Origin of the sequence: Flavobacterium rhamnosi (assembly GCF_048286515.1) — a bacterium.
Lineage (GTDB): Bacteria > Bacteroidota > Bacteroidia > Flavobacteriales > Flavobacteriaceae > Flavobacterium.
Window position 1 is genome coordinate 15,560 of the sequence record NZ_JBLVPS010000027.1, and the last position, 13,058, is coordinate 28,617.

Below are 13,058 nucleotides of genomic sequence, written 5' to 3' on the forward strand. Positions count from 1 at the left end.
TTTTAGATTTTCATACTCTATTTTAAGTATGACAAATTAACTATTAAAGTCATTGCTAGTAGTAAAGTATTAGATTAATTGAAAATAGTAGAAAAGGACAGGCATACTGCCTGCCCTTTCAATTTCTACTTCGTACCTAAATAATCAATAGCATTTTTATAGATAGTTCTGGTATTTGAAGCGTATATATTTGTTCTCCCGTCGTTCATCTTCCATTCCATACCACCTAATCCAATTGTAATGATAGATCCTTTAAACCTCCCATTAGGATTCCACAATATAATTCCAGCAGAGCCTTGAGACCCAAGGTGCCAATCCCAAGTTGCTAAAACCTCTGCATTATATTTAGATGAAAAACTCGAATATTTCGGTATATCAAGAGGATCTAATGACCACATACAGTTGTGATCTTCCTTATACCCGCCATCAATTACATCGATGTTTCCATTGCCATTACGAACAACCCCATTTGTTAAAATATTGGAAGCTTCAGAACTTGTAAACCCTACGGACCATACATCCGCATTTACACCACCTGCTCCGGTTCCAATAATCGTTTTCAATCCAGAGGTATCCCTTCCTAACTCTTCTACTAATCCAGTACCTAACTGCCCCGCTACTATTTTACCGCCCTGCACAAAAAATTTAGATAAAACATTTAATTTATCTTTTAGGGCCTGAGGCTGGCTGGAAGATCCAACCTGATCATGTATGTATAAAATCACATTCACTCCATTTAATTTTTCATCAGAAAGTTCATCATATGGAATATAAACAAAATTATCTCCATAGGTAGCCAGTGCCCACATTCCAGCTTCTTTTACATCATCATCAGTTATGTCTTCAATTGTCGCCCCATCTCCTAAAAAAGCTATTTTAGAAGGCAATAATTTAACTCTGATTCTGTAGGTTCTTTCAGTGACTCCATTACTTGCTACAACTTCAACTGGGTTTGTTAAATCCAGCACTGTCCCATTGGATGGCATTAAGGTTACACCATTAGGTACAATTGCTTCAAATGATACATTACTCAAGTCAGTATTACCCGGTAAGCTTATTTGTATTTCCCCTGATAAATGGTCTACTTGAGCAGATTTACCATTTAGGATCACTTTTTCAACTATATCTATGACAGTTGGACCGTCGGTATAGTTTTCTCTTTCGCTGCATGACTGCAGCCCAAAAAGAAGGGCTGCAAGCAGGAATATAGTACTACTTAAGTTTTTCATAGATTTAATCATTATTTATAGTTCTTAAATATCCAATTATATTTTTAGTCAATTTTTCAATATTGTTTTGATAATTGTTAACGGTTCCGTTTGGATTAAATTCATACCCTATAATTGTATTTTCCATTGTAATGATATGTCCTTTGAAATCGGTTGGGATATTGCTGTCATAATTGGCATCACGATTTTTATCAGTTCCCAAATACTCCATTGCGCCAATTCCGAAACCATCGCCAACCCATCTAAGAGTTCCTAATTTCACGGAATGCAATGTTTGCTCTATTAATTCCGTTTCACTTTGACCACAACAAGTACTTCCGCCGATTAAACCTTCCATCGAATTCCACCACACTAATCTTGCTTCACGTGTTGCAGAATTTGAGAGCGGTAATTCCCCGTCACCCACAAAATTCAATCCTGAATAAATTGGATGCGTTCTTCTATTTCCTGAGTTATTAGCATCACGAACTCCAAGTCCCCAAATATCGTCAGCTGGTTTTCCATAATCAACACATCCACCTGCTGCTCCGCATCCGAATTCAGTATAAACATAATTCCCGATGGCCTTAGCTTTAGAATAATCCGCTGGCACTCTTCCTAAAACATTTACAAATGGTGTAGGATCTCCAGCAATAAACATATCGCCTCCTGCTTTTACCCAACTCTTCAATACATTACTTTGTGAAGTACCTGGTCTTAATTCAGCAGGTAACATTGTTAATGCATTTGAAGCAGTCGCAGCATATCCTAAATTTGGTAAAGGCGATAAATAATAAAGCATAATAACTTTAATGTTTTCTAAAGAAGCCGCCGTGATATCCGAAAATTTGATATAATTAAAATCATTAGGATAGGTTTCTTTTAAAAATAGAGCAGCAGCTTTAGCATCATCATCCTGAATTGAATTTATATCATTCCCATCACCAATAAATGCTATACCTGTTTTTGAGCTAATTACTGAAACTTGGTAAACCTGTGATAAACCTTCTGTATTCGTAACGGTATACGCTATAGCCCCATTTGAAAAATTTTGTGCTACTTGAGTCGCAGGAGAGACTGTTTGTCCTTCTGCTAAAATTAGAGTTGGAGTAATACTTGATAAATTGTATGTTGGCGGAACCAAAACCGTTATGGTATGATCAATATTGTTAATCGCACCTACATTTCCATCAACATTAAAACTTAAAATTATTGGTGCTGCTATTTGAATTACATGAACAAAATAAGACTTGCCAGTAAATCCATCGTCAGAAACAACCGTAAATTTAACCGGATTAGAAAAATTTTGCGCAATTCCTGATTGTGGTGTGGCAGTAGTACCTCCTGGTACAACATACTGCGGTACTAATCTGGTAATATTTTCCTGGCTGCCTACAGTTATACTAATGATACCAGCTACATGATCTATTGTTCCCAGATTGGCTCCTATTGAAAAACTCATTATCATAGGATTACCATAAACCGCAACAGTTACGGTATATTCTCTGGTAACACCTTTATTTGTTATTGTAAATATAACAGAGCCATTTGAAAAATCAACAATACTTCCAGAATCGGGAGCCACTGTAGCGCCTTCAGGCTTTGTTAGCGTTACAGGCACTTTACTAATATCTGAGCCTGCAGGCAATGTTAAATTTATCACACCATTCGTATGATCAATCGTTGCAGCCTGTCCATTTACCTCAAAAGATCGAATGATAGAGTGCGTATAATCAGGAACATGATCTTCAAATTTCAAATCATTTTCACAACCTGTTAAAAAAGAGATTGCGATTCCTACGAATAGAAAAGAAATCAATCTAATTGCTTTAATTATAATTTTCATATTAAATAATTTTTATTGTTAATAGTTTTAATTGTTAATGAGCTGAATCTCTTGATGAGTATTCGCGTTCACTTCATTTTAATAACCTAATCGTTGCTTGTACACTCCACCGGACGCATCAATTTCAATTTGTGGAATCGGCAAATATTCATCTCTTCCAGAGGTAAATGATGCACCACTATAATAATTGCGTTTGGCACTTTCACTTAACATGTAACCGTTTATCCATTCCCCTGCAACTTCCCATCTTACTAAATCATAAAAATGATGTCCTTCATTGTGAAGTTCCAGCCTTCTTTCCATTCTCAAAGCCTTTCTGGCATATTGTTGCGTAACCCCACTGCTTGGATATAACCCTATTGAATAATTAGCCGCATTAATAGCATTATTATAAAAATCGTACACATACGGTGATGCTTTAGCTCTGCTTCTAATCTGATTAATAATATTCATACCAGTAGTCATATCACCGGACTCAATGGAAGCTTCTGCTTTCCATAACATTACATCACTTATTTTTATTAAAGGCCAGTCCAGAGCTCCTTTCGCCCATGGAAAACCACCTGAAGATCTCAAATCAGAATAGGGATCGATCTGATTTTTTTTGCGTGCATAGTATCCGTAAGAAGCAACGTCTCTGCTCCAGTTATTCTGTTGTGGCAATAATTGCCATTTTTTCCATGTAATTCCTGGTCTACCAATTGAGTGATCTAGTCTTGGATCAACTGGTGTTGAAATATCTCTAGGATCTAAATCTGAGTTATTGTAAGAATCCAATAATGGCAAACCATTCGCATCAACTTTAAAAGTATTTACAATGTTTTGAGTTGGTTTATCAAAATCATCTCCGTTTAAGTATGGATGAAACAAATCATCTCCGGGAGAATCAGGGCTATTCAATAAATTACCGAAATCCAGATTACCGAATTCGGAACCATCGTTAACCGAATATTGTATTGCAAATACATTTTCGTCGTTTCCATAACCAGGCGAAGAATATAATTTTTCTATATCACTTACCAATTTATAAGGTCCCGCAATAACTTTATTTGCATTTATGATAACTTCACTCCATTTATTCTGAAACAACTGAGCTTTTGCCAAATATGCATAAGCAACCAATTTATTCACCCTTCCCAATTCAGACTGAGTTTCTGGCAGTACTAAAATAGCATCCGTTAAATCTTTTTCTATTTTTCCCCACAAAAAATCTTTATCAAATGAGTTTTCAACACCGGTCACCTCTTCAATCGGAGTATTTTCATCAATGTATGCGAAAGAGCCAAAGTTTTTCATCAATTCAAAATAGAAATGTGCTCTTAACACCTTCAATTCTCCAATTCTTAAGTCTTTATTTGCAAAATCTGCACTGTTATTTACTGCAGTAATTGCGCTGTTTACCCTAAAAATAGAAAAATAAATTGCTCTCCAAAGGCTATAAACATTTCCGGAAGAAGGAAATACCTGGTGAATTTCAAGTGCGTGCATTCCGCCCCCTGGGTTATCACCTACACCTCCACCACCCTTATAGGCGTCACCACTTCTAATATCAGAAAAACACCAATTAGAAGGCGCATGATCAAAAGGCCAATTATCCCTGAACTCCCCAGTATTAAACCTATAGTCAAGTGAACTATAAGCGCTTACTACTAATTGTTCTAAATCTAAATTCTCTTCTGAGATTACATTTTCAGGACTTACATCTAAGAAATCTTCTTGACAAGAAGCGACACTCATTGTTATTCCTAATACAGCTAAAAATAATTTTATTTTTCTCATGTTTTTAAAATTGTAAATTAAATCCTAAACTGAATGTTTTTGTGTGTGGATATACCCCCAGACCGGCTATTCCAATACCAGTTCTACTTAGCCCAGGTACTTCGTAATCGAATCCTGTAAATGAAGTAATACTAAATAAATTCTCCGCTTGAAGAAATACTTTCCCAGAAGTCAAACCTAAATCTTTAAAGACTTTAGGGTTAAAGCTATAGTTAACACTTACATTCTTTAATCTGAAATAAGAGCCGTCTTCAATAAAATAGGTAGAGGCACGTTTTTGATCATTGCCATCTGTTGTATTTAAGGCTGGAATAAGAGAATTCGCATTATCAGGAGCCCAAGCATCTAATGTATTTAAACCATGATTAAATCCGAAATAAGGAAAATCAAGCATTTCTCTTTGTGCATTATACATATCGTTACCACTTCTACCATCAAAGAAAAGGCTCAAATCCCAATTTTTATAGCTAGCTGAAAGATTCATACCGTAGGTGAAATCAGGATGTGGATTCCCTATAATTGTTCGATCCTCCTGATCAATAACTCCGTCCCCATTTAAATCTCTATATCTGATATTTCCTAAAGCTTTCCCTGTTTGATTTGCATGTACAGCTACTTCCTCCGGTGTTCTAAATAATCCATCAGCAATATATCCAAAGTAAGATCCAATAGGATGTCCAACTCCTGTAAAGGAAATACCATCCAATATGAAATTGTCCGAATTATTTAGCTTTGTAACTTCGTTACGATACGAAGAGAATGTCAAATCAATCCCATAATTAAAGTCATTTTGGTTTTTTGATTTGTAACCTAACATAAGATCGATTCCTTTGTTCACCATATCTCCCGCATTAAAGAACAATGTTTTTCCTGCTTCACCCAATACCGAAGGCTGAATTACTTGGAGTAATAAATCTGACGTTTTCTTTTCATACAAATCAACCGTTAAATTTAGACGGTTATCTAAAATCCCAAGGTCAATACCAATATTCGTTTGATAAGATTGCTCCCACTTTAAATCTGGATTTCCTATTTGATTTGGCGAAACTCCCAAACCAATAGTACCACTTCCTGCACCTGATAAATCGTAATTACTATTTTCTAATGACATATTATATATAGAATACTGTGCATATTCTAAAATATCAGCATTTCCATTCCCTCCCCATGAGGCTCTTATTTTTAAATTATTGAATAATTTGGAATCTTCTAAGAATTTTTCATTGCTAATGGTCCAGCCAGCTGAGGCAGTTGGAAAAAGTGCATATCGATTGTTCTTACCAAAACGAGAAGAGCCATCTCTTCTTGCACTTGTCGAGAAGTAATATTTTTTAGCAAAATCATAAGATACTTTTGCAAATACAGATTCTCTTCTGCTATCTGCACCTATACCATAGGCATCTAATGAATTGGAATCCGATATGATTTCATAATTTGTATAATTTTCAAAATCAACACTTGTTCCAAACGGAACCTGTAAGCGGTGGTATGTATTAGTTTGGTCTTTTTTGAAAATTTCCTGCCCTGCAAAAGCACTGATAGAATGTTCCCCATACTTATTATTAAAAGTCAATAAATTCGTTATAATAAATGTTTCTGATGAATTTCTATTTCTGGCAAACCTTGAAAATTCCGCACCATCAAGCAATATTCTATTGCCTAGTATGCTGCCATTTTGATTAAACGCACCCGTTTTTTCATCAAATTTAAATTTATTGACATCAAAATTTAACTTGGAACTAAACACAAAATTCTTATTGATCGTTAAATCTGCATAGATATTTCCAAAAGTTCGCCATGTTTTTTGTTGGTTATTTTTGTTGTTTTCTAAAATAGCCAAAGGATTCCATTTGTCTTGAAGTCCTGCACCTGTAGGTCCTCCCCAAGTCCCATCTTCTCCATATACTGGAATTAATGGATTTTGAAGAATTGCGTCTTCCATTGAATTTCCTTTGACTTCTCGGAAATTAGTAACTGTCAAGTTTTCTCCAATAGTTAACCTGTCCTTAAATAATTTCAAACTTGTATTTAACCTAAAGTTTGCTCTTTCATAATAAGTATGCTCTATTATTCCATCATCTTTAGTATGCCCTAGACCAGTAAAAATTTTCCATCTGTCATTTGCATAAGAATAACCAAAATCTGTTGTTGAAGAGAAGGAATTTTTTAAGATCACGTCAATCCAATTGGTATTTGAAAGTCTTAAGTTGTTATTGTCATCCAAAAACTCAGGAAGCGGAGTTCCCGGTACATAAATAAAATTTCCCGCTGATACAGGATTATTCCCTTGCGCTTTATAACGTACATCAAGCCATTGTTGTCCACTTAATACATTGAAATTCTCCCGAACAGTATTATAGGTTAGCCTTGTATCAAGAGTGATTTTTTGGGTACCACTTTTTGCTTGCTTGGTGGTAACTATTATTACACCTCTTGCTGCTTCTGTACCATAAATACCCGCAGATGCAGCATCTTTAAGCACCTGAATACTTTGAATATCATTTGGATTTAATCCGGCAGAAGAGGTAGTTTGAACACCATCAATAACCCATAAAGGTCCTGTACCTCCAAAAACCGATGTCAATCCACGAATAGATATCTGTGTATCGTTACCTCCGGGAACACCTGAAGATGTAAAAGAAAGCCCCGCAACCCTAGATTGCAATTTCGACACAACATTCGAAGTGGCTCCTTCATTCAAATCATCAATATTGACAATAGAAATAGCTCCGGTTATATCAGCCTTTCGCTCCTTTGTATATCCTGTCACAATTACTTCTGCAAGCGTACTTAAAGAGGATTTTAAAGTAATAGTATATGTTTTATTTCCAGTAACTTTTACTTTTGCATCTGTATAGCCTATATAAGAAACTAATAATACTGCCCCTTCATTAGCCTTAATTTGAAACCTCCCATCTAAATCTGTTGCTGTTCCCGCAATAGAACCCTCGACCTGAACTGTTGCTCCTGGCAAGGGCCCTCCGTCGTCTGACAAAACAGATCCATTTACCTGCTTCTCTTGGCCTGAAGCAATAAATACAGAGAAAAACAAGCAAAGAGCTATTATGTTTTTCTTGTTTTTAAAATACTTAATTTTCATACATTTTGTTTTTGGTTGTTAGTTAAAAAAATTGGTGGTTATTACTATTGTTATCTTTCCAAGCGATATACCTTTGGTTTTAGGTATCATAAACCGGCTCCAGAAATTTTTGTGTAAGTTCAACCCTTCTTCCTACGAAGTTTAGAAATCCTGTTTGCCCTTTTTTATTCTATTTTCACTTTATTTTCTTTATTTAAATCAAGTTCACCCAACAAGTTCGCTTGGTTAAAATTGAGTTGGTTAATTATTAAATTTTCAATATTGAAATCGAAAATTCCTTTAGCGACTGAAAATATTTCCATAGGCTTTTCGGGAAAAAACAGCTCAGTCATAACTGTTTCCCCATTATTATAAAATACTTCTATTGAAGTTTTATCAATAATTACTCTTACTTCTATTTTGTCAAAATCTGCTGGAAACGGAGCTTTTGAAATTTGCTTTGCAAAAACATCAGAAAAGGATAAATTTCCAGAATTTCTTCTGTCGATAAAAAAGTATTTGTCTTTTTTATTGATGCCAAATTGAACTGAATTATTGGATGTATTGGATAGCGAGAAAGTATAGACATCTTCTTTTAGATCCTTCATCGTAAATTGAATATCAAGTTTTGACAAGTCAACCTGTGATTTATCAACCAATACCGTTTTTTTATCAATTTTAACGATATCTTTTTCTACAGTTTTTGAAACATACTTCTTCAATTCCCTTACTGGCTGCGATAGAACCCTAAAATGATTCCCTTCTTTTATAAGTCTTAATTCTCTTGGAATCGTCGAGCTGCCTCTCCATTTTTGCGTCGGAACTTTTTGGGCATAGTCCCAGTTGGACATCCAGCCTATAAACAATTTTCTGCCATCTGTTTCCGAAATATTTGACCAGGTAACCCCCGCATAATTATCTCTCCCGTAATCAATCCATAATGATTTTTTTTGTTTCAGATCTTCTGAAAAAGATTCATCCAGCTTAAATGTTTTACCATCAAAATCACCAACAAAATATTGAGTGGCAGAACCTCCATTAGGTCCCCCTGGATTAATACTCTGCAAAAGCACCCACTTATATTGATCAGAACCCTCAACAGGCATTGGAAAAAAATCTGGACATTCCCAAACCCCGTCATGCGACCCAATACCTTTTCCAAAATCGGAAAGTAATTCCCAATCTTTCAGGTTTTCAGAACGATACAACATCGAATGATCTCCAGCTGCCAAGACCATTAGCCATTGTTTGTGAATCGCATCCCAGGTCATTTTTGGGTCTCTAAAATCTTGAATATTTGTATTCTTGATAACTGGATTATTCTCATATTTAGTCCAGGTCAATCCTTCGTCCAACGAATAGGCAATCGCTTGTGATTGAACATCGATCTTACCCGCTTTCTCCTTTACAGGATCATGATACGTAAACATGGCAACTATGGGAGGGTTTTGCAAACTGCCAAAACCAGATGTGTTTTCTAAATCAACAACAGCACTGCCCGAAAAAATATACCCTTTTTCATCCGGATAAATCGCAATAGGTTTTTCAGTCCAAGTAATAAGATCGTTACTTACAGCGTGCCCCCAGTGTATCGCTCCGGCAACATTTGAATTCGGATGATGCTGAAATAAAAGATGATAGTTTCCCTTATAATAAAACATACCATTTGGATCATTCATCCAATAGTTCTTTGGGGTAAAATGAAAATTTGGCCGATACAACTCTTCCTCTGTATACGCTTTTTGTTCTACCAGCGAAGAAGATGGTTTACATCCAAATAAAAAAAGCATTCCCGTAACACAACACATTGAGATGAAGTGTCTTTTTTGACTTACTCTAATCATAATTTTATCTTTTAGTTATTTTTTTACGAAATCATTCTAGATAAACTCCTTAGTTCAAGACATTACAAAAACAGAAAACAACCCGTTCATTAGCTTCGTTTTGAGACTTCCAATTTATAATTATCCGTTTTATTAATATTACTATTCATATCTTCAAGCGAAACACCTTTGGTTTCGGGCATTAAAAAAAGGACAAACAAAAGTTGGAACACCATCATAAAAGCAAAAAAAGCAAAGACATTCCCGACACCAAAATTTGAAAAAAGTATTGGAACCATAGAAGGAATGATAGCGGCCAGTACCCAGTGAACTGAACTCCCAAAAGATTGTCCTGATGCTCTCAAATGATTTGGGAATATTTCAGAAATAAAAACCCAGATAACAGCGCCCTGGCCAATTGCATGTGATGCTATAAAAAGAAAAAGAAATGATGGGACAGCCAGTCCTTTCCAATCTAAATAAAATGACATCGCTACTAAGGATAAGGAAACAATATATCCTATTGAACCAAAAATCATTAACTTACGTCTTCCCAATCGGTCAATTAAGTAAACCCCTATTAAGGTAAATATCAAATTAATGAAGCCTATACCTATACTACTTAGTAAAGCCGTTCTTGTTCCTAAACCAGCTTCTTCAAAAATTCTTGGAGCATAATATAAAAAGGCATTGATTCCTGATAATTGATTAAATGAAGCAATCAAGAATACTAGCAGCAATGGAAATCGGTACTTCTTTATAAAAATATTTTCATTTGAAGGTGTATCAATTGCATTTTTATTTAATTCATTTATCAGGCTCTGTACGTCTTCATTTGAACTTATTTTATTCAAAACGAATCTTGCTTCTTCTACTTTAAATTTTGAAAGCAACCATCTTGGACTTTCATGAATAGTAAAAACTAAAAAAGTATATAGTATTGAAGGAAAAACCTGAATCCCAAGCATCCATCTCCAAGAATTTTCACCAATATCACTCAAGAGATAATTTGATAAAAATGCGCATAGAATCCCCAACACGATATTAAATTGATAAAATCCAACCAAACGTCCTCTGTCTTTAGCAGGAGCGATTTCGGAAATGTAGGCTGGTGCAGCTATCGTTGATGCCCCAATTCCTAATCCACCAATAAATCTAAAAAAAGCAAAAAACCAAGGACCATTGGCAACTGATGTTCCTAAGGCAGAAATTGAAAACAAGATTCCTATTAGCAGTAATGTTTTCTTTCTCCCGATTTTATTTGTCGGTATTCCACCAAAAATTGCACCTATTACCGTACCCCACAATGCCATAGCCATTACTACAGAACCGTGAAAAAAATCACTTGAATTCCATAATGTTTGCAGTGTTTTGTCTGCACCTGATATAACAACAGTATCAAAACCAAATAGGAACCCTGCGAATGACGCAATGATTGACCAACTCAATATTTTTTTATTCATTTTAAGATGTTTATTTATTACATTCCAAAACTATTATTTAATGAAAAGTTTCACATTTTAGAATGTTACCATTATCTACAAAATCATTTCGTTATTTATAAATGCCTAAAAAACAATAACTTGTATTTTATTTTTCCGTTATTACTTTGAAACAGTATAATAATGTAACATTTAATTACACTATCGTAACAGTATCCTTTAACAAAATTTAAGCATCAATAATTAATTGTAATAAAAAATATAGATCTTCTTTTTTTAAACCAAAAATTATTACTTTATGACAATTAATAAAGCTCTAAGACGCAGAAATCAATATTTAAATATTGAAATAGAGTTGAATATTGATCTTGTGTTATCAGATGAATTAAATTGAATCTTAGTATTAAAGTCTTCCGGAAAAATCAAATTAGTAAAAACGAACTTACCTTCATTTATAAAAATTTCTATGGAATTCTTATCTACAAATAAACGGACATCAATCATTTCAGTATCATTATTTCCTATGAAGACTTTTTGTATGGATTGAAATTCCTCTTTAGCAATTCCTTTATCAATCCTTGTTAAAACAAACTCATTGGTATCATTATTAAATGCTAATTTCACTACGCTTTTACTGTTATTTAGTATCTCAAAATCTAAGAATTTACCTGTTTTTATAGGGCTAAATTTAAAATCCAATTCAAATGCCAAATCCTTCAAATCTATTTCTTGCAATTTTTGATTCACTTTGGCAACAGTTTCTTTTTTAAGATTGGTTTCTGAAATTCTATAGGTATCAACTGCGGGAATCGCTTTTTGACTCAGAAAGTAATCTCCATTGGATTTATTCAAAATTAATTTTCTTGGTAGAGACATAGATCCCCTCCACCCAAATGAGGGAATGTCATTTGCATACTGCCAATTGTTCATCCACCCCAACCAAACTTGACTTCCATCCTGAGCAGGTGCCCCATTCCAGGTAATAGCTGCATAAAAATCCTTCCCATAATCAATATATTTCACACCTCCATTTTTACCAGATACCGATGGATCAGCTGTAAAAGTTTTTCCATCAAAATTTCCTATAAAATATTGCATTCCTGATCCCCCGGCAACACTACCATCTCCTAGACTAATTCCTAAAACCCATTTAGTAATACCTTTATGAGTCAGCGTAAACAAATCAGGGCACTCCCAAATACCATTAACAGCTCCAGTTGGACCAAATTCACTCATTAAGCTCCATTCTTTAAGGTTTTTGGAGCTATAAAACTGTAACTTTTTTTCTACAGATAATACCACAGCCATTATCCACTTTTGTTCCGGCTCATACCAAAAAACTTTTGGATCTCTAAAATCTTTACTATTCAGGTTCAATACCGGATTACCTTGATATTTAGTAAACGTTCTTCCCTTATCATTGCTGTACGCAATACTTTGATGCTGTAATCCGGTTTTGGCATCATAACTTGTATACACTGCTACAATCGGAGGAGCCGAATGCATTCCAAAACCACTTGAATTTGTCCAATCCACAACTGCCGAACCTGAAAATATCATAACATCATTTTCTTCTTCAAGGGCATTAGGTAAATGTTTCCATTTTATCAAATCTGTACTTACAGCATGTCCCCAACTCATATGCCCCCATTTATCTCCATACGGATTATGTTGGTAAAATAGATGGTATTCCCCATCATAAAAAAACATCCCATTAGGATCATTAATCCAATTTTTTTCTGCGGTATAATGTAATTTTGGTCGGTGATTTTCTTTACTACCCGTCGACTGAGCCTGAGTTTTAGTTAGTATAAAACAGTTAAAGACCACAATAATATTTATTACAATTAATTTATTTATTTTTTTCATAGATTCTGTTTT

The 13,058-nt window shown here is 34.7% G+C and carries 7 protein-coding genes; all 7 read right to left on the reverse strand.

Annotated features, from left to right (window positions below; genetic code table 11):
- Window positions 1–125: 125 nt before the first annotated feature.
- Window positions 126–1,229 carry a DUF4960 domain-containing protein gene (locus ACNQGN_RS16660; RefSeq protein ID WP_417988966.1) on the reverse strand — a complete coding sequence of 368 codons (1,104 nt, stop codon included), beginning with the start codon at window positions 1,227–1,229 and terminating at the stop codon, window positions 126–128.
- A 4-nt stretch (window positions 1,230–1,233) separates the two neighbouring features.
- The gene (locus tag ACNQGN_RS16665; RefSeq protein WP_417988967.1) at window positions 1,234–3,054 is read right to left on the reverse strand and encodes a hypothetical protein; all 1,821 of its coding nucleotides are present in this window, start codon (window positions 3,052–3,054) and stop codon (window positions 1,234–1,236) included.
- A gap of 78 nt (window positions 3,055–3,132) precedes the next feature.
- Window positions 3,133–4,833, reverse strand: a complete 1,701-nt coding sequence (locus ACNQGN_RS16670; RefSeq protein WP_417988968.1) for a RagB/SusD family nutrient uptake outer membrane protein — start codon at window positions 4,831–4,833, stop codon at window positions 3,133–3,135.
- Window positions 4,834–4,837: 4 nt separating this feature from the next.
- Window positions 4,838–7,933: a SusC/RagA family TonB-linked outer membrane protein gene (locus ACNQGN_RS16675; protein WP_417988969.1), complete on the reverse strand. Its 3,096-nt coding sequence runs from the start codon at window positions 7,931–7,933 to the stop codon at window positions 4,838–4,840.
- Window positions 7,934–8,097: 164 nt separating this feature from the next.
- The gene (locus ACNQGN_RS16680; protein ID WP_417988970.1) at window positions 8,098–9,756 is read right to left on the reverse strand and encodes a glycoside hydrolase family 32 protein; all 1,659 of its coding nucleotides are present in this window, start codon (window positions 9,754–9,756) and stop codon (window positions 8,098–8,100) included.
- Between the two features lie 89 nt (window positions 9,757–9,845).
- On the reverse strand, window positions 9,846–11,198 hold the full coding sequence (locus tag ACNQGN_RS16685; RefSeq protein WP_417988971.1) for a sugar porter family MFS transporter: 1,353 nt from the start codon (window positions 11,196–11,198) through the stop codon (window positions 9,846–9,848).
- A gap of 309 nt (window positions 11,199–11,507) precedes the next feature.
- The gene (locus tag ACNQGN_RS16690; protein ID WP_417988972.1) at window positions 11,508–13,046 is read right to left on the reverse strand and encodes a glycoside hydrolase family 32 protein; all 1,539 of its coding nucleotides are present in this window, start codon (window positions 13,044–13,046) and stop codon (window positions 11,508–11,510) included.
- Between the last annotated feature and the right edge of the window lie 12 nt (window positions 13,047–13,058).

Coding starts and splice junctions, on each gene's coding strand:
- ACNQGN_RS16675 (WP_417988969.1), bottom strand. CDS start 7,933: ATGAAAATTAAGTATTTTAAAAACAAGAAAAACATAATAGCTCTTTGC.
- ACNQGN_RS16680 (WP_417988970.1), bottom strand. CDS start 9,756: ATGATTAGAGTAAGTCAAAAAAGACACTTCATCTCAATGTGTTGTGTT.
- ACNQGN_RS16665 (WP_417988967.1), bottom strand. CDS start 3,054: ATGAAAATTATAATTAAAGCAATTAGATTGATTTCTTTTCTATTCGTA.
- ACNQGN_RS16685 (WP_417988971.1), bottom strand. CDS start 11,198: ATGAATAAAAAAATATTGAGTTGGTCAATCATTGCGTCATTCGCAGGG.
- ACNQGN_RS16660 (WP_417988966.1), bottom strand. CDS start 1,229: ATGAAAAACTTAAGTAGTACTATATTCCTGCTTGCAGCCCTTCTTTTT.
- ACNQGN_RS16690 (WP_417988972.1), bottom strand. CDS start 13,046: ATGAAAAAAATAAATAAATTAATTGTAATAAATATTATTGTGGTCTTT.
- ACNQGN_RS16670 (WP_417988968.1), bottom strand. CDS start 4,833: ATGAGAAAAATAAAATTATTTTTAGCTGTATTAGGAATAACAATGAGT.